The 19,536-nt window shown below is 36.9% G+C and carries 14 protein-coding genes; 5 read left to right on the forward strand and 9 right to left on the reverse strand.

Annotated elements, in window-relative coordinates:
• Window positions 1–96: 96 nt before the first annotated feature.
• On the reverse strand, window positions 97–4,146 hold the full coding sequence (cas9, locus tag U8521_RS10485; protein WP_334352689.1) for a type II CRISPR RNA-guided endonuclease Cas9: 4,050 nt from the start codon (window positions 4,144–4,146) through the stop codon (window positions 97–99).
• Window positions 4,147–4,293: 147 nt separating this feature from the next.
• Between cas9 and U8521_RS10490 the strand changes: the two genes are divergently transcribed.
• Window positions 4,294–4,851 (forward strand): cysteine hydrolase family protein, encoded by a 558-nt coding sequence (locus tag U8521_RS10490; protein WP_334352690.1) that lies wholly within the window; start codon window positions 4,294–4,296, stop codon window positions 4,849–4,851.
• 28 nt (window positions 4,852–4,879) lie between these two features.
• Here the strand turns inward: U8521_RS10490 and U8521_RS10495 are convergent, their stop codons facing one another.
• Window positions 4,880–6,898 carry a KUP/HAK/KT family potassium transporter gene (locus tag U8521_RS10495; protein ID WP_334352691.1) on the reverse strand — a complete coding sequence of 673 codons (2,019 nt, stop codon included), beginning with the start codon at window positions 6,896–6,898 and terminating at the stop codon, window positions 4,880–4,882.
• A 215-nt stretch (window positions 6,899–7,113) separates the two neighbouring features.
• Here U8521_RS10495 and U8521_RS10500 point away from each other — a divergent pair, with 215 nt between their 5' ends.
• Entirely contained in the window at window positions 7,114–8,286 is a 1,173-nt protein-coding gene (locus U8521_RS10500; RefSeq protein ID WP_334333182.1) for an ammonium transporter, read from the forward strand.
• 116 nt (window positions 8,287–8,402) lie between these two features.
• Here the strand turns inward: U8521_RS10500 and U8521_RS10505 are convergent, their stop codons facing one another.
• The 6 genes from U8521_RS10505 to U8521_RS10530 form a co-directional block, all read right to left on the reverse strand.
• The gene (locus U8521_RS10505) at window positions 8,403–9,164 is read right to left on the reverse strand and encodes a DUF1003 domain-containing protein (RefSeq protein ID WP_334333181.1); all 762 of its coding nucleotides are present in this window, start codon (window positions 9,162–9,164) and stop codon (window positions 8,403–8,405) included.
• A 302-nt stretch (window positions 9,165–9,466) separates the two neighbouring features.
• The gene (locus U8521_RS10510; RefSeq protein WP_334333180.1) at window positions 9,467–10,654 is read right to left on the reverse strand and encodes an NAD(P)/FAD-dependent oxidoreductase; all 1,188 of its coding nucleotides are present in this window, start codon (window positions 10,652–10,654) and stop codon (window positions 9,467–9,469) included.
• A gap of 85 nt (window positions 10,655–10,739) precedes the next feature.
• Complete coding sequence (locus U8521_RS10515) at window positions 10,740–11,888, reverse strand: cation:proton antiporter (protein WP_334352692.1); 1,149 nt, start codon at window positions 11,886–11,888, stop codon at window positions 10,740–10,742.
• Window positions 11,889–11,896: 8 nt separating this feature from the next.
• On the reverse strand, window positions 11,897–12,496 hold the full coding sequence (locus tag U8521_RS10520) for a TetR/AcrR family transcriptional regulator (RefSeq protein WP_334352693.1): 600 nt from the start codon (window positions 12,494–12,496) through the stop codon (window positions 11,897–11,899).
• Between the two features lie 334 nt (window positions 12,497–12,830).
• On the reverse strand, window positions 12,831–13,763 hold the full coding sequence (locus tag U8521_RS10525) for a glycosyltransferase family 2 protein (protein WP_334333177.1): 933 nt from the start codon (window positions 13,761–13,763) through the stop codon (window positions 12,831–12,833).
• Between the two features lie 122 nt (window positions 13,764–13,885).
• Complete coding sequence (locus tag U8521_RS10530; protein WP_334333176.1) at window positions 13,886–15,790, reverse strand: hypothetical protein; 1,905 nt, start codon at window positions 15,788–15,790, stop codon at window positions 13,886–13,888.
• Window positions 15,791–15,915: 125 nt separating this feature from the next.
• Here U8521_RS10530 and U8521_RS10535 point away from each other — a divergent pair, with 125 nt between their 5' ends.
• A complete protein-coding gene (locus U8521_RS10535; protein ID WP_334333175.1) occupies window positions 15,916–17,109 on the forward strand; it encodes an acetate/propionate family kinase in 1,194 nt (397 codons plus the stop codon).
• Here U8521_RS10535 and U8521_RS10540 read toward each other — a convergent pair.
• Window positions 17,106–18,017: a 1,4-dihydroxy-2-naphthoate polyprenyltransferase gene (locus U8521_RS10540; RefSeq protein WP_334333174.1), complete on the reverse strand. Its 912-nt coding sequence runs from the start codon at window positions 18,015–18,017 to the stop codon at window positions 17,106–17,108. The genes U8521_RS10535 and U8521_RS10540 overlap by 4 nt on opposite strands.
• 84 nt (window positions 18,018–18,101) lie before the next feature.
• Here U8521_RS10540 and U8521_RS10545 point away from each other — a divergent pair, with 84 nt between their 5' ends.
• A complete protein-coding gene (locus tag U8521_RS10545; RefSeq protein WP_334352694.1) occupies window positions 18,102–19,073 on the forward strand; it encodes a polyprenyl synthetase family protein in 972 nt (323 codons plus the stop codon).
• Window positions 19,074–19,094: 21 nt separating this feature from the next.
• Window positions 19,095–19,424: a bacteriocin immunity protein gene (locus U8521_RS10550; RefSeq protein ID WP_334352695.1), complete on the forward strand. Its 330-nt coding sequence runs from the start codon at window positions 19,095–19,097 to the stop codon at window positions 19,422–19,424.
• Window positions 19,425–19,536 lie beyond the last annotated feature (112 nt).

A 19,536-nucleotide genomic window follows, 5' to 3' on the forward strand; every position in this document is an offset into this window, starting at 1 on the left:
TTTGTAATTAGTTGAAATGACTTACTGAGTTAAAATAAACATTTATGTTAAATAGTCATTTTGACTGGCTCCCGCGTGGGGGCCTTTTTTTATACCTTAATCTATGTGAATTCTTGATTCAAAAAGTCCAGTTATTGATTGGTATATAAGATCTGAATTTGTTACATTTAATCCGCTACTCTTTCTTCCAAATCTGGATTTTTTTACGTTGTTGAATTTTAATTCAGCATTTCCCGAATTTGCATGTAAAAATTTAAGCAATTGAGATAGTGTTTTTACTTTTTCAATAGTATTTGAATCTTTAAAATTATCGAGGTTCTTTTGTAAAAATAACCGTTCATTTTGATAGTAAGGATAAAATTGCTCCATCTTCTGAACAATAGTCTCAAAGATCTCATCAAGAATTTTATCATCATAATCAGCCAAAATTGAATCATATTTATATTCTGAATTCTTTTCTAGCAAGGTAAGTAATGCAACATACTTATAAGGTAGGACCAGTTGTTGAGAGTTAGTGATTTCCATATCGGATTTCAAATTGAGATAACCATTTTTCTCACTGTAAATTAGTTGTCCCAATGGAATATCACTTTTTATTATTTCAACCGACTTTTTATGTTTGATATTTTGTTCAACGTAATCTGTTAAACTAATTTTCTTTTCATCAATTTGTTGAGCTAATCGAATTGGAATTTTGATTAGCTTATTTTTTTTGCCATCAATTTTTGCTAAGACGATATAAGCGGGGTTGTCACCGGAATAACCACCATAAATTTCAGGGTCTAATTCAGTCTTCAATGGAATTAATTTACCTTTCCCACGAGGATAGACCGTCTGATTGTAAAACTCACCGCGGCCTTTTTCGGTACGTCTAGTGACGTTGAATTGTTTGTATTGGAAAATCTTTTGAACTTTCTTTTTCATATCTAGATTCCAAATTATTTCACCCGTTTCACGATCAATCTGCTCTTCACCTTTGACCAATGGGGAAATAATGAATCCGTTCTTGTATGAGTCAGTGATATGGTGCTTTTTTCTGAATTGTTGCATCGAGCTATTGAAGAACCGTTTGTATTCTTTTTGAACTAGCATCATGTTGTCGGTTGGGAATTTTCTCATCTGATAGAGTCCTAATAAACAAGCTAGGTAAGCATCTTGGGCGTGATGATAGTCATTGACATTCCGGTTTTTAACAAATTCAGGATGTGCGAAATGAAAATCGGTTTGTTCTCTGAAGGCTTTTCTAAAGGCAGTAGCCGTATTTGCTCTAGTTTCGATACAAGTCGTACCAAATTTACCGTACATCGAATTTAGGATGTTAGAAACGTGTTTAATTATTTGTGACGTTTGAACTAGTTGACGGTTGATGAAATTAGTTTGATCTTTTTCAGTAACTTGCGTTCTAGTTAGATTTTTAAACTTCTTTGGACCCATCAAGCCGGCATCTTTCATGGCACGCCAACGGTCAATGTTTTGATTGATGATAGTTTGATCTAGTAGCAGGTCGTCTAATTTATGCTGGTTTTCTGAAGCCAGGACTAACGCCCGATTTTCCAGAGAATCATCTTTGATATAAGTTTGTGGCAAGATATGATCGATTTGGTAGTCGGAGAGGCGATTGATATCTAGTGGTTGGTCTGAATAGAGACTTTTACCCATTTGTAAGAAGTAAAGCATCAAGCGGTCGCTAGAAAGATTGTTACGGTTGGCCCTTAATTCAGATTGAATTTGTTTACTAGGTACTAAATAATCTTGTAATTCAACGGCAAATTTTTTAGCATTCTTTTCGATTTTCTTATAAGTCCGATTTACGCGGCTAGATCTAGAGTTAGTCAATTCGCTAATATCAGTTTCTCGAGTGAATTCTAGGAAAATGTGTTCAGGAGCGTGTCCCATAACTTTGACTAATTCTTGAATAATAGTTAATGATTGCGAGATACCACGTTTTAAAGCCGGTGAAGTTTTGATCTCGTCGACCATTTCTTGTGGTGTAGAAACTTTAGCTTTGTTCAAGTTATAGGATTCGACTTGCTCGTTGAAATCGTATTTGTCAGCTTTTAAAGTGCTAATGAAGTTACGATTGGTATTCCACATAATATCGAGGATTGAGCATTTAGTGGGTTGCCCTTTGACGGAAATTTCGGTTTTGAGGCCAGTCAACAGCTTCTTAGATAGGCGTCCCCAACCTTGATAACGCATGTTGGAAATTTTCTTAATTTGTTCAGGTGTATAAGCAAAGGAGTTGCTATTTAGCTTTAATTTCAAAATTTGTTTATCTTCGAAAATCGTTAGCCATTCAACTAATTGTTCCAATTGAGCCAAATTTTCCGGATCGTTGACGAATTCTTCACCAAAGATTTTTTTGAAATCATGATAAGTGGAAAGACTAGAATTGAATTTACTCTTGTCGGCTAAACCGGAGATTGTGGGATTGACGTAATAGCTTTGATTGATCAGCCATTTTTTCAATCGATCAGAAGAAACAGAACGGTGGGTTTTAAAGAGTTCATCGAAAATACGTTGTTTAACATCTACTTTTAAACTAACTTCGTCTTCAGAGTCACCATCAGAAACTCGAAGATTATTTAATTCACTGAGAACTTCGTATTTTTGATAGATCAAGCTCATTTTGGGCAGGACTGGTTCGCCGATCAAATAAGAATCGGTACTAGTCATTCGTTTGATGAATTTATTTGAAGATTTTTCACGGTCAACGACGTCATCAAAATTCCAAGGGCGAACAGGTTCGTTAACTTTCTTTTCCATCCAAGCAAATTGATTTTTGCCATCGTTTTGTAGCGGCCCAACGTAGTAAGGAATTCTAAAGCTTAGGATAGATAGCAGCTTATTTTCATTTTCTTTCAAAAATGGATAGTATTGGGCTTGATTTTCAATGATCAATTTCATTTCGTTTTCATTCAATTGGAAAGGAATTACACCATTTTCATTGGTTCGCTGTTTTAATAGATAAGTTTTATCTTCAATTTTTTGTAAGGCTTCATTAGCTAAATCTTCCGGAGCAGCAATCTCCAAGAACTTTCCCATATCCTTGTAAAAGTCTTGGATATCTTTTTTACCGGAATGTGAATAGGCGGCGTAGGCTTGTTTTGCAGCTTTAACGGCTTTCTTGTCAGACGTCTGTTGCCACATCTGTTTTAATTTGGCCAAATCCTTTTTGTGATCACAGTATTGTCTAACCTTAGCGAAACTGAGGTAAGTTTCGCCCATTAAAATGTCGTTTAAGGTAATGGCACTATAAATGGAGTTAGCTGAATCAATTAGGTTAAATTGTTCATCAGTTAAAACTGAATCCAGATCACTCAATTTAGTTTCGACAGTACTTGAGGATAGTTCAATGTCTTGTTTTTCTTCAGTTTCCAAAGCAAACAGTTTAGTCAAGTTGGCCTTGTTTCCAAGAATCAAAGTTAAAATGATTTTATAAGTTTTAATGGCATCTTTATCAGTGCCTAGAAGGGGTATGATATTGCGAATCTTTGAAGTAGGGTTACTTTTTGCTAGTAAGAGCTCACTTATTTCTTCAAAATCCGTATCGGCTGGGAACTGTAATCCGAAAGACATTAATTGTGAATTGAAATTTTCTAATAGTTTAGTTAAACCTTTATCCATATTAGAAACATCAAATTTCTGGTGTTCGTAAGTAAAATTGCCACGGTACTTTAAAATGTTGTGCAGAGCTAAATAGACGAGCCGAATATCAGCTTTAGACGTATCCTCAATTAGTCTTTTCCGTAGATGATAAATGGTAGGGAATTCGTGATGATAATTGACGTCGGTATAATTTTTGTCGATGAATAAATTGTACTGATCACGAGTTCTAGTGGAGTCATTTTTTGAAACCCAAGAATTTTGTAACCTTAATAGGAATGATGGGTCTACTTTTGCTAGTTCTTCTGAAAAAATCTCATTCAACCAATTGATGCGGTTCTTTCTTCTCCGATAACGGCGACGAGTCGAACGAAAAACTCTTCTGTCAGCAGCGGTATTTGCGGCAGTAAACAGCCGAGTTCCCCAAAGATTTTTCTTTTTAGCTTTCAGTAAATTATAGTTGTCATCCGTTACGGCCCAACCAACTGAATTAGTACCAATATCTAGTCCAATACTATATTTTTTATTTCGATCACTCATTATGAAGCCTCCCTTAATGTTATACGCTTTCATATTAGCAGAAAAATGAATATAAAAGTCCCACAATAAGCGAATAAATTGACTTACCAGATGAGATTTTGAATAATCGAGATATAACAAATATGCAGCAGAAAGTAGGATTAAAAAATGCCTTCACATCAAGCTTTATTGGTTATTGATTATACAAATGATTTTGTAGCAGATAATGGTGCTTTAACTTGTGGAGCACCTGGTCAAAAGATTGAATCGAGGATTTTTAATTTAGCTGAGGATATGTATCAAAATGGCGATTGGGTTTGGTTCCCAACAGACGTTCATAAAGCCGGCGACAAATATCATCCCGAAACGAAACTTTTCCCACCCCATAATGTTCGGGGCACTTGGGGCCGGGAACTCTTTGGTGGTGTCAAAGACTGGTTCGATAGTCATGATGACAATGAACAAGTTAAACTATTTGATAAGACCCGTTATAGCGCCTTTGCTGGAACAGATTTAGACCTGCGCCTTCGGGAAAGAAAAATTGATACTTTGCATCTAGTTGGTGTCTGTACTGACATTTGCGTTTTACATACAGCCGTCGATGCATATAATTTGAACTATAAACTTGTAATTCATGAAAATGGTGTGGCTTCATTTAATCAAGCTGGCCATGAGTGGGCTTTAGATCACTTCAAGAACTGTCTCGGTGCAGAAATCGTCAAATAAAAAAGCTTCCCAAAATCGGGAAGCTTTTTTATTTGATGTTATTTTTGATTTCTTTTTCGGCTAAATATTCATCAGTCTGAGTACCTAAGAATAATGGAACCTTCTCTTCAACGACATCGCTGAATTCCAAGCCATACCAAAGAGATGGTGAAATGGTGATATTTTGTAGCAAAAGTCTGCCACCGATCAACATCCGATCCAAGCCATTCATATGTTCTTGAGCACCTAAGTCTTGGAATTGCTGGTTCTGAATGATGAATTTGAAGGAACCAACGTGACGATTAGGGACCATTGAATAAGGAGGTGTCTGATCGTTGATGACATGTTTTTTGATCAGATCATTGATGATTTGACGAATATAAATATTGACGTGTTGAGATTTCTTGAATCCAAGATTTAATTGAACATTGACGACGTTTCTCGTATGCATCATATCGATCGTGTAGTTACATTCGTACGGTGCACTCGTTTGATTGACCGTTATGAACCAATAGACCTTAGCCCGTTTAGGTGCTTGGTCTAAAATTGAATAGATGATGGAACGTTTAATCGAATAATCCTTACCTAATTTGATCATGTAAACTAAATTAGTCGCGTATGTTGGGAATCCAGGATCCTTACTTAATTTCTCCAGTTGGGGGATGTAGTCGAGTAGACAAACATTCTCGCTTTCTGACAAATAAGCATCACGCCGTTTGTTGCCGAAGAACCAAATTACCATCACTGCTAAAATAGCCAAAGTGATTATAACGGTGACATAACCACCATGAATAAATTTCACTAGACTGGAAATTAGAAATAATCCTTCCAATGCTAGGAAAAATACCATGAAAACATTGGCCAAATGACGATGCTTTTTCATAATTAGGAATTGATGCAATAGAATTGTTGTCATCAACATCGTTAGTGTTATAGCGAGTCCATAGGCTGCTTCCATATGTTCTGAAGAACCAAAGATCCAAACGATACTGACAGTAATCGTACAAAGAATCCAATTGACCGATTCAATATACAATTGACTTTCATATTTACCAGGAAATTTTACTCTTAATCTAGGTAAAATTTTTAACCCGATAGCTTCCTGAACAAGTGTGTACGAACCAGTTATCAAAGCTTGTGAAGCAATGATGGCTGCTAGTGTCGCTATAACGATAGCAAAGATTTTGAAATCGCTAGGTAGCATTTCATAGAAAGGATTGATTCCGGAAATCTTGTTATACTGACTGTTTTGATAGTTGGAAATCACCCAAGCAGCTTGGCCGAAGTAGTTGAGCATCAGCATGGAATAGACGAATGGCCAGGTGAAATAAATATTGTGCTTACCAACTTGTCCCATGTCAGAATACAAAGCTTCAGCACCAGTTGTTGCCAAGAAGACACTGCCTAAGATGAAAATACCAACTTTATTGACAGGACTGAATAAAACCTTGATGGCATAAATTGGTGATAGTGCCTTTAAAACTTCAAAGTTACCAATGAGATTAAATAGACCGGCGATACCAATAAAGCTGAACCAAATCAGCATAATAGGACCAAAAGAACGACCGATTCGTTCAGTTCCAAATTTTTGAATGATGAAAATTGATAAAAGAATTACCGTTACGATAATTAAAACGACTGATTGATGACTAGAAAAAATGAAGTTACCAAATTGTTGGCCTTTAATTCCTTCAATCGCTGAAGTAACCGTTACGGCTGGAGTAAGTGTTCCATCTGCTAAAAGAGCGGAGCCACCGATTAGAGCAGGAATAATCAACCATTTACCTTGGGAACGAACTAAGGCATATAGGGCAAATATTCCACCTTCGGAATTATTATCGGCCTTCATGGCGATCAGAACATACTTAATAGTTGTGATCAACATTAAAGTCCAAAAAATCAGTGAAACGCTCCCGAGAATATATTCGGGTTTAGCGTCTGCCATTGTACCGGCATTACCGATAATCGAGTTCATAACATAAAGCGGGGAAGTCCCGATATCGCCATAAACGATTCCAAGGGTGATCAACATACCTAATAAAGATAGTGATGATTTTCTCTTTTCCATGACAAACTCCTTAAAAATATAAATATTTCATTCTTCTTAGAATGCGACTCCATTATAATTGTTCGAATAAAAAACTGATATTTTAACGCTCTCTGACAGAAGTTGAATTGGTATACATAGAAAAAGAATTGTAATAAAATACGGAACAATATAGAGGAGTATTTGAAATGCTTGTGAGGGCCTAGTTTAACTATCAAAAAAAGAATGTGATAATTATGAACTTAAGCTTTATGATACTTTCAATAATATTGGTCTGGATAATGGTGCCAGGAATCGCTATTTTTTACAGTGGTTTCGTGCCCCAAAGAGATGTCAATCGAATCTTATTTAATAGTTTTTTAATGTTTGGAGTTGCTGGCCTACTTTGGGTCGCCGTAGGATTCTCGGCTGCTTTTGAAGGTAATATTTTTGGAGTGATCGGTAACTTTCATCATCTTTTCTTATCAGGACTAGACTTATCGTCTACTTATGGCACAACGGGTTTGCCGACAAGCGTATACTTACTCTTTCAAATGATGTTTGCGATTTTGACACCAGCACTTTTCTTAGGAGCAGTCGCAAGTCGAGCTAGGATCAGATTCATCGTTTTATTCGTAATTTGTTGGTCATTATTGGTCTACTATCCATTAGCTCATATTGTTTGGTCCGCAAGTGGTTTTTTGGCCAGGTTAGGAGTATTAGATTTTGCTGGTGGAACAGTAATTCATATTGATGCTGGTATAACGGCGATGATATTAGCCATAACGTTGCGAAAACCGTATCAGTACAACAATGAAGTTGCCAAAGGTAATTCAATGTGGATCTTGTTTGGTACAGTACTTTTATGGATTGGCTGGTATGGTTTCAATGCCGGCAGTGCTTTGAAATTAAATACCCAGGCCATCAACGCATTCTTTACTACTACTGTTGCTGCTTGTTCAGCATTAGTCACTTGGATAGTTTTGGAAAACATTTATAAATCGCAAGTCACCGTCAGTGGCATTTGTACTGGCAGTATTTGTGGGTTAGTTGGAATAACACCAGGGACTGGCTATGTGACAATTTTTGGTAGTTTTCTCATCGGTATTATTTCCGCAATAGCTAGTTTTTATTTTATGAATTATTTGAAATATAAATTTCATTTAAACGATTATTTAGATATTTTTGGATGTCACGGCGTCAGTGGTATCGTTGGTTCAATTGCAGTAGGTTTGTTCGCCACTAAATCAGTTAATAGTAGCGTTATAACGAATGGACTGCTGTATGGAGGAGGCTTCAAACAATTAGGCCTTCAGCTATTGGGAGTGATTTTCACGATTATTTTCGTATCAATTTTGACCACAGTTATCGTATTAGTTTTGAAAAAATTATTTAGAGGAAACATAGGTGTCACGCATGTAATCAAATAAAAGAACTTTGGACATAATATAACAATTTCTTCTTAAAACAAATAGCACCAGGAAATCGTTCTGTGATTACCTGGTGCTATTTGCCTTAATGCTCGAATGCCCTGTTGTCTTGTTCTCTAATTTTTATGTGGATGTCTGGTGTTGCGAGTTCTCGTTTTACTGTTTTCAGCTTTTAAAGATTGGATTTCATTTTCAATTTCACTGAGGACCTCGATTTGCATCTTCTGGATATCTAAAATATGTGGCCATTGAACTTCATTTAGCTGATCCAGTTTTTCATGTAGAATTCTAATTTCCATCTCTGATTTAGTGTTGGTCCGGTAATCATTTTCGGAATCAAAACGGTCACGATCGGCTTGTCGGTTTTGACTCATCATAATGATCGGTGCTTGAATTGCAGCCACACAACTGAGAAATAAGTTCAATAATATGAAAGGATAGGGGTCAAAATGCATCCCGAATAGATGGAGGACATTGATTGCCATCCAGCCGACTAAAACAATTGTGAAGACGATAATAAAGCCCCAGCTACCACCAAATTTGGCAACAGCGTCGGCCATCTTTTGGCCACGAGTTCTTTTGCCATAGACGGTGTCGTTGATATTTTTGATGACGTAAGTATCTTTAGCTAGTTCTTTTTTGAGTTTGTCGCTCATTTGATGATCGATCTCTAAATCCTGATCGATGATTTTTTGCATATTTGAAATTCTGAGTTTTTGTAAATCTTTTAGGCAAATGAATGAGGACGGTTTTGCATAGTGGTTGTTTTCTTTGATCTGTGTTTTTAAAACATCGCTGAGGTCGCGAAGAAATAGTCCTTCAGTAATGGTGAAACGATTGCCGCAAATCGTGCAAATTTGATTTTTGTTAATTGCCATGATGTCACCCCTTGGAGTTATTCATGGTTAGTATATTATTTGGATTTTTATAAAGCAAAGATTGGGTGTTTTGTGGGGATTTGGAGAATAAAAAAACAACCTGACTTCTTTTTGATGAGAGAAGTGGTTGTTTTTTTTATTTTTGAATATAACCATGGTTTCTGGCAGTTTAACTGAAACGCGTTCCGCAGGCCAGGACTTGGACATATAGCTACGTTTCCCAAATCATCCGCAAAGTGCGCGAATAATTCGTGAAACTAGGCTATCTGCCAAGTCCTGAGCAGGCCTGCTCCACGCTCTATCTAAATGGTTCCTTTCTTAATAGCAGTCTTAATACCACCAATTTCCATAATTCCTCTATCAGCTGAAAGGTGCTTCAACAATGAAGCAAATGTTCCTTTGAACTTGAGGTTCTTGCTTGTGATTTCAGCAATTCCGTGGTTTTGTCCAAGTGATGCGACGGTACCCATTGACTTGTAAACGAATGGTTTCAAATCTTTGCCGTTTAATGCGGCGGCAATATTAAAGGCAGCTCCTGATCCTTCGGCGGTAGCTAATTGACCAGTTGTTGGATATGGGCGTTCTTCACCCTTTGGAATAACGGCTGAGTCGTCTCCGATGAAGTATGCTTCTGGATGTGCTTCTAGGTTCAAGAATTCGGTTGTCATGACACGATTTCTTTTGGCATCGATTCCAGAGTCTTTGATGACGTCACTACCACTGACACCAACAGTCCAGATGATTGTGCTTCCGCCAACACTCTTTTCAGTGTCGCCATCCATATAAATAACGGAATCTTTTTCAATTTTCTTAATTTTAGCTCCTGTAAGCAACTTAATGCCATTCTTATCCAAATAGTCAACGGCATAGCTTGCAAGGTTCTCATCGAACATTGGTAGGATTCTCGTTGCCATTTCGAGGCAAGTTACTTTGATTTCAGGAACATCGTATTTAGCTTTTAGAATTTTTACAGTGTCAACTAATTCACCAAGAATTTCAACACCAGTGAAGCCGGCACCACAAACGATGATAGATAAATCCTTAGGATCTTGTGAGTTCTTATAATTTGCGATGTTTTCGTTGATCTTCTTGTAAATATTTTCAGCTGATTCAAGATCTTGAAGGATCAAGGCATTTTCACTAGCACCTTCTAGTCCAAAGTCTTCAGAACGGAAGCCTAAAGAAACAACGATGTAGTCGTATTTGATATCTTCGTGATCTGAGAATTTAACAGTTTTGTTGTCTAAATCAAGCGAAGATACATTTGCCTTGATAAAGTTAACATTTGAAGGTAAAACTGAACGAATTTCAAAACTTACTGCCTCAGCACGGTTAGTTCCTGCTGCGATAGTGTGTAGAGCAGTTTTTTCGACGTGTCGATCATTTTTATCGATCAAATCAATTTGTGTTCCTGCTGGAGTGCTTTTTGCCAAATCACGAGCAGCTCTCAAGCCACCGTAACCAGCACCTAGTACTAAAATATGTGCCATAATTAACCTTCTCCTTCTATTTTCTAAATAAAAAATGTTTACGTTATCATTATATCGCGTGCACTGATTTAGTGGTAACTATAAGCTATAGCGGATTCTTATTAATTGAGTTCTTGAGAATAAATGGTGCGATGATCGTAATCAAAATGATACTGATGATTACTGCTGAATAGTATTCTTCCGATAACAGTTTGGCGCTAAAGCCGATTTGGGCAATTATCAAAGCCATTTCACCACGAGAAATCATCCCCGCACCAATGACATAGGAATCTTTTTTACCAAAGCCAGAGATTCGAGCCCCGAAACCAGCACCAATCAATTTACCGACAATTCCGGTGATGGTAAAGATAGCAATCAACCAGAAGTCACGAAGAAAACTGTCGAATTCAAGATTTAAACCAATGCTGATGAAAAATACTGGAATAAAGATTCCATAACCGATCGTTTCGATGTTACGACTAACCTTTTCGTCATAGTAGCTTGAATTTGATACTGCAATTCCGGCCACGAATGCACCTAAGACAGCATCTAATTGAACTACGTCGGCGACATAAGCCATCACAAAACAAATTACCAACGCAAAAATTGTTGTAGCATGAGTGGCTTCAACATATTTAGACAAGTGCATCAATTCGGGAATAATCCATTTGTGAAGTACGAGAATTAAAATTCCAAAACCGATCCACATAGCTAGTAGCAACAATAATTTTTTGGCCGAGAAATCACCAGTCAAAGTACCAGACATGACACTCAAAATAGAAATGGCCAAAATATCATCGACAACAGCCGCTCCTAAAATGACAGTCCCGGACGAGCTTGAAAGGTAGTTGAGACTCTTCAAGACTTCAACAGAAATGGAAACTGAAGTAGCGGCAAAGACGACGGCCATGAAGACACTTTCCTTTAAATTGATACCAAAAATTAAGGCAGTTGCCAGTGATAAAGCGACGGGGAGAATTACCCCAAAAATTGCGACATTAATACTTGGTAATAAATGTTTCTTTAGTAATTTTAAATCACTTTCTAGACCAGCTAGAAACATTAATAAGACGACACCAATTTCTGAAAAGAGATCAACTTCACTACTAGGTTTGACGATGTTTAAGACACCTTTACCTAGAATGACCCCCAAGATCAGTTGTCCAATGACAGCAGGTAAATTGAGTCGGTTAAAAATGTGGCTCACAACTAGTGTTAGAAATAACATCAATGCGAGAAGGGTTATAAATTCCATATCTACTCCTATTCTTTTTTGATGCCATTAATGAAAATATTGATAACCGTATCTAAGTTAGCAATATTACGCTTCCTTTTGGCATCATTGGGTTCAATGTAAGGTAGCAACATTGTTAAATATGTTCCAACTTGAACCGGGATTGCTAAGTCAGAACGCAAATCACTCTTGTGAGATTGAAAAATATTGAATAAAACTTTGTAATATCCACCATCCCAATTTTTACTGAGTTCTGTTTTTTCCTCAGGAGTAAAGAAGGTGTCGATGTCATTTTGCATCACAAAATAATTGATGCGGAAATTCTCAATCATGAACTTCGACATTGAAGTAAGTAGTTCTTCAAATGGTAAATCCTTTTTGTCGTTATACTCCGCTAGCAATTTCTCACTTAAACCGTTAACGACGTACTCGATAGCCTTCATATAGAGGACTTTCTTGTTTTTATAATAGTGATACATATTTGGTTGTGTAATGTTCAACTCTTGGGCAATCTTACGAGTAGAAGTTGCCTGATAACCTTGTGATAAAAACATTTCCGCTGCCACCTTCAAAATTGCATTCTTGGTGTTTTCAGCTTGACGATCACGTACATTCATAGTTTTATCCATCCCTTAATCTATTCCTGTATATTATATCTTATAGTATATGGTTTATCATGTGATAATGATTGGAATTGAAAAGAGTTATGTCCTGTTCCGCGTTTATGCTGCAAGTTTAGGAGTAAAAAGTAGTTATGTCCAAAACTTGCTGCTTTTTTAAATAACTACAGTTCCTTATTTTAATAACCATGGTTCTATGCGATATAGTCAAAACGCGTTCCAGCCAACAGGAGTCAACATATAGCTACGCTTCCCAAATCGCCCGCAAAGTGCGCGGGCAATTCGTGAATCGGGCTATCTGCTGACTCCTGACCGTTGGCTTCCACGCTCTAAAAATTACGCTCTATTTTTTGTCCTTAACAATATAAATTGGTCTCTTCTTAACTTCTAAGAAAATCTTCCCAATATATTCACCTAATATTCCGATACTTAACAACTGTATTCCACCAATTAACAAGATTATCGAAACGATTGAAGCCCAGCCGTTGACGCTGCTTAGCGGATTGACAATTTTTCTGATAATAATGGCGATAATTGCTAAAACTGAGGTGATGGAGAAAATGGTTCCCATCCAGGTGGCAAACATTAATGGTCCTTCTGAGAAGTCGACGATGCCGGTTATGGCGTATTTCAACAATTTCCAGAAATTCCATGATGTTTTGCCGGCGACTCTTTCACGGTTCTTATATGGTAAATATTTAGTTTTAAAGCCGACCCAGCTGAAGATTCCCTTTGAAAAACGATTGTACTCAGTCATTGATTTGATTGCTTCGACCATTTGTCTAGTCATTAAGCGATAGTCACGGGCACCAGGGATAATCTTAGTTTGGGACATCTTATTGATCAATTTGTAAAAACTGTCGGAGAAGAAGGAGATAATTTTGTTTTCACCTTCACGATCCATTCGGGCAGTTCCAACACAGTCGTATTCTTTAGCTTCCAGTAGGTCGAACATTTCCGGTAACATTTCCGGTGGATCTTGCAGGTCCACATCCATAACGGCGATATAGTCACCAGTAACTTCGTTTAAACCAGCGTATAGAGCGGCTTCTTTACCGAAGTTTCTTGAGAAGGAGATGAAATGGACTTCGTCACTGTGATCTCTTTGTAAATCCTTTAAGATCGAGTACGTTTTGTCTTTGGAACCATCATCGATAAACCAGTATTCAAATTTAAATTTGTTGGCGTCTTCTTTAACTTTCGTCATGGCGTCGTAATAAATATTGATAGATTCTTGTTCGTTAAAACACGGAACGATAACAGATATAGTTTTCATAATTTCTTCCACTTTCGCAAGATTGAAGATGTGACCAAAAAAAAATCAAACTCATTTAGTATGAATTTGGTTTTTTAGAGTTCAAATGAGAGACTCCTGCCACATCATACAGCCCCCCAATATTAAATTTTCAGTGATACAGGTAATGATAAAGTACCGTCACTCATGGTGTTGATGACACTGACACTGATGTCACGGTTAGTTTTATTTTCAATCGCATGCAAGTCATCCTCAGATTGCACGAAGATGTCGTGAACTTCAGACTTCTTATCCAATAAGGTTATCACATCATCGATTCTCTTAGCTACATTTTGTAAAAGAAGAATGGTGTTGTCACTTGAAATACTATTCACGCTTGTAATTAGTTGGTATAGCAAATCAGAGTTGTTACCAACAAAGACAGCATTTTCCGTATCAGGTGAGATGCTCTTGAGCCACCAAGTAATCAATTCTGACTTCTCATTGAAATCATGCTCCAAAAGGCCATTTTTATCAAATAATTGATAGCTAATAGCATTATTTTTATCAAAAATAATTGTTAAAACAATTGAACCGTCAGTCCGGTAGAAACTTTGTTCCGTCAATTGCTTGTCTTGATTGAATTTTTGCATTGAAGATAGTTGACCGTCACCGTTATAGATATTGGTCTTAACGATTTGGTCATTCTTGTAATAGTTGATACGGTCGATTTTCTTATCAAAATACTCAACCGTCATTAATAATGTTTGTTTTTGATCATAGATGAAGGTATCTTGTGATTCGACGTCAGTTCTAGTTACCCAATCTTGATTTTCGGGGATGGCCACTTTTTTATCAGTTGGATTAGGACTGGCTTGAAGTTGTTCAAAGAGGTTAACGACATTTGGAATCGCAATCTTCAAATCCTTAGCTTTTTGATCTAGAGAAGCATGTAAGTGATTGTTGTAGAAAGTTGAAACAATCGTAACTGGTTTTTGCAATTTAGTTTCCAAATAATTGACCATGCCGAATAAATCGTTTTGATCAGCATCAGAATCAAATTTATCAGCTGCTACAAAGTATTGTTTCTCCTTATCGAGATAGACATCACGAACTAAGTATGCAGAATGGAAAACATCTTTGATATACTTAGTGATGTAGTCGATGTTGTTATTAACTTCACTTAGTTCACCATCAATTTTCTTATGTTCCTCATCCAAACTTTGCAAGTGTCGTTCTAAACCAGCGATAGTTTCAATCCGATAATTGTGATCGTTCTTCATCTTGTCATTGATATCTTTAGCTTTTTGCACTAAATCTTCGATTTGATTGTTGACGTCACTAATATTAGTATTAAGTTCGTCAGCATTGCTAGTTAGATTTGCGATATTTTCTTGGGCAGAGTTGATTTGAGTCTTAAGGTCTTTTCTTTGATCATAGAGGGTGTTGATAGAATTCTTTTGTTTTTCCATCAAGACGAGCATCTTTTGTAAATCTTTCTCTTCTTTGATTGAAGTTGACATGTCAGATTCAGATTGTTCATTCTTAGCCAGGTTAGTTTGGAGTGATTCTAAGTGGGCTGTTCTGGCGTTGATGTCGGAATTCAAATCTTTGAGTCGATCTTGTAAATCGGAGAGTTTTGCCTCTAGATCCTTACGGTCGGCTTTAACGTGAGCCAGTTGTTCTTTAGCAGCGTCGTCATTTTGAGCTTTAGTGTCAGCTAGTTTTTCAGTTGATTCAGACTCATCGCGTTTTAATGTTTCAAGATAATTATCTAGGGTTTCTTTTTTAGTTTCAAAATCGTCTTTTTCTGTGAAAAGATTTGTTTTGAGATCATTTCTCAATTGAGCATATTGGTGCGATAAATCGTTCATTTGTTCTTCGATTTTTACGCGTTTATCATGAACAGACATTGGAAGTTGTTCTTCCTCAGCAGGTTTTTCAGCCACTTCGGTTGATTGAGCTTGTGAAGTAGGTGTAGGTTCTTGATTTTTTTTAGGAGAATTTGGAACCGCTTTACTAGGCTCTGGCTTCTCATCAATTTTGCGTAACATGTCTAAAAATTTCACGAATGGATTCCCCCATAAAAAGACTTATAATAGTTACTAAAGAGTAGCATTTTTTTATATCGGTGTAAAGTTTGATATAAAGCTATTTATAGAGAAAACTTAGACCAAAAAAGGAGAGTTTTTGTATGAAGATTATGGCTATAAATGCAGGTAGTTCAACTTTGAAATGGAAACTTTTTGAAATGCCTGCCAAAACAACAATTGCTTCAGGGATGATCGACCGTTTAGGTAGTCCCAAAGCAGTCTTTAAATTAAAGTACAATGGTCAAAAGATCCAACGTGAGGAAGCCATTGAATCCAATGATGTCGCCGTTTTGTCTATCTTGGATGCACTAAAAGATATGGACATCATTCAAAGATTTGAAGACATTGTCGCATTTGGTCATCGTGTTGTTGCCGGTGGGGAAGATTTTAAAAAGTCAGAAATCGTTAACAGTGCGAACTTGAAAAAAATTGAACAATTAGCAGAATATGCACCACTTCACAATAAAATTGAAGCTTATTATATCAACGTCTTTAGAAAATTAGTTCCTAAGGCAATTCAAGTTGCAGTCTTTGATACGTCTTTCTTCGTTGATATTCCTGAAACTAATTATCTCTATAGCATCGATATGGAAGACTACAAGAAGTATCATGTCCGCCGTTATGGAGCTCACGGAACTAGTCACCGCTACATTGCTCAACGCCTAGAAGAAATTGTCGATGGTGGTATCAAGGATAAGAATGTTATCATCTTGCACTTAGGCTCAGGAGCCTCAATTAGCGCAATAAAAAACGGTAAAGCCTACGATATCTCAATGGGATTCACGCCACTAGCTGGGATCATGATGAGTTCTAGAAGTGGCGACATTGACTTCTCAGTTTTGCCGTTCTTAATGGAAAAATTAGGTATTACTGATATTCAAGACATGATCGATATTTTGAATCATAAGTCAGGACTATTAGGAATCTCAGGCGTTTCCCCAGATATGCGTGATATCGAAGCTGTCGAAGACACTAATTCGCGTGCTAAATTAGCTTTGGAAATGTATCGAAACCGGATCTTGAAATTTATCGGTTCATACACGGCTGAGATGGGTGGCTTGGACGTATTAGCCTTTACAGCTGGTGTTGGTGAGAACTCAGCTCCTGTGCGTGAAGATATCTTAAGTGGACTCGAATACATGGGCTTGAAACTTGATCCTGAGAAGAATGCTCAACGTGGTGGTGAGATCAAGATCACGACTGATGACTCAAAAGTGGCAGCCTATACGATTCCTACTAATGAGGAATTAATGATTGCCCAAGATACTTATGATTTTGCTCAATATTTAAATTAAAAATTAAATAACACACCTAAGATAAAGGTGACTGTTTCTGTCAAAGTGATCAGCAAGAGATTTTTGATGATTAAGGGGAAAGTTTTCTTCTTGATTGGATTAGCGCTGAATGCTTTGGCATTTTTATATACAATTGGTGAGATCAAAAAGGTCAAAAGCATTAATTTTGGAAGTAGTCCTAAAATAACGGAACAAGTAAGAGCTAGATATCCCAAGACATAGAGTGATTTTAAAATAAAAATTGAATTGTCTTTACCGAGATAATAGACAAGTGTTTTTCTACCTAGACCAATGTCTTCTTTTTGGTCGGCAATATTGTTAGCTAACAGTAGATTAGAAATGGCAAAAACAGTTAGTAATGATGACAATAAAGCGTCACCGTAAAATTTGAAATTCAAAATTACTTCTGGCGTATGAACAGTGTTGATGTAGATAGCAATCAAGTAGATGATGTAACCCATTGTGAAACCAGAGAAGAATTCTCCAAGTGGTCCGCGATTGATTGGCCAAGGTCCGCCTGCATAACAAAAACCAACTGCAAATGAGAATAAACCTAAAAAGAGTAATGGTAGTCCGGTTCGATAAACGATGAATAAACCAATGACAGCCGCTATAACGGTGAAAGAAAAATCAAGCCAACCGACTAGATGGATGTTAAGATTGTGAACACCGATGACATTAGTTTTTTGACGAAAATCGTCCCCGGTGGCGTTTTTGTAGTCCCAGTAATTGTCGTTAATATCAACGGCCATATTGAATAGAAACATAGCGATAAAAAATAGAATCAAATCAAGAGCGTTAATAGAGTGCCAGTGATAATATGAATACAACGTTCCCATTAAAAAAGGGAAGACACTCGCAGTTTTAGCTTTAATTTCGACTAGCTCAAAAAATACTGAAGGTTTCACGTTAATCATTCCTTTGGTTTTAATAGGTTCTATTATAGAATTATTTTGAAATACAACAAAGCGATACAGGGGTAGATATATTTTATGGCGAAATCAATTTGGAAACATTATCCGCAACTAGAAGAGAAATTGGATTTAACAACAGAGTATATTCATCAAGCAGTTCACATCAATAATCTTGAAATAACGGGGATGATTCAAGATTTGACCTCAGGCGGCAAAATGTTGCGTCCGGCCTTTTTCTTGCTATTTAGCGATTTTGGCAAAAAGAAGTTGCCAACTAAAGATTTAATTCCTTTAGCAGCATCACTGGAAATTTTGCACGTTGCCACTTTAGTTCACGATGATGTGATCGATGATTCACCAATGCGCCGTTCACAACCCACGATCCATACAAAATATGGTCGTCGGAATGCAATTTATGCCGGAGATTATTTATTTACGCTCTATTTTGAATTGATTTCGCGTAATTTGCATTCAAATGTTGATATTTTACGCAACGCTCTCAGTATGAAAAAAATCTTGGTTGGTGAGTTGGACCAAATGTTGATTAATTTTAACGTCAAGGCGACGACCGAAATGTATCTCACTGAAATCTCTGGTAAAACGGCGGAATTGTTTAGCCTAAGTGCAGCGATGGGGGCCATAGTTAGTGACGGCGACCAAAATTTGATCGATCGTTGCAAGGGAATTGGCCACGATATCGGAATGGCTTTTCAAATTATTGATGATGTTTTAGATTTTAGTGATTCTGGACAAATTGGCAAACCTGCCCATGAAGATTTAAAAAATGGTGTATATTCGTTACCATATATCTTAGGTTTAGAGGCAGGAAACGAACAATTGATCGAAGTCTTATCAAAAGATAAGTTAACTAGTGAAGATGACAAAAAGGCAACAAATATCGTCATTGACAATGGTTATCTCAATCAGGCAAAAGAAATTGCCCGGAGCTATACAAATCGGGCTGTGAGTGAAATCGAGAAGTTACCTAAGAGTCACAATCAAAAGATTCTGAAAACTTTAGTTAAGAACTTGATTGATCGAATCAAGTAATTTCTTGTTGAGGAGGAAATTATGAGTGAAGAGAAAAAGTTTCAAGAAGTTAAGAAAGCCAATCAACTTTTAAATCAGTTGAATGCTTCCGTACAAGATAATAAAGCAATCAAAAAAGAGATTCTAACAGCATATACGGCTATCAATAAGTCAGAAAAAGTTAGTCAACGATACAAGCAAATCCCTGAAGCAATCCGCAATTTGAACTGGTATTTACGAAATTTAGCATTCGCTAATGAGTATCACTTTACAAAAGAGCAAAATGACATAATCAATCAACTAGAAGTAATGTCACGTTCACTAAAAGACAGTCCAATTGGAATAATTAACGGCGTAACAATGGGATTCTAGTGTTTTTAGGGGTGAAGTATGCCGTCCTCCATAGCAAAGCCGATTTTGGCTGGAACGCTGTCGGCACTATTTTGAGCCTTTGCAAAGTACGCAAAGTCTCAAAACTAGGCCT

Source organism: Companilactobacillus miaonis (genome assembly GCF_036913615.1).
Classification (GTDB): domain Bacteria; phylum Bacillota; class Bacilli; order Lactobacillales; family Lactobacillaceae; genus Companilactobacillus.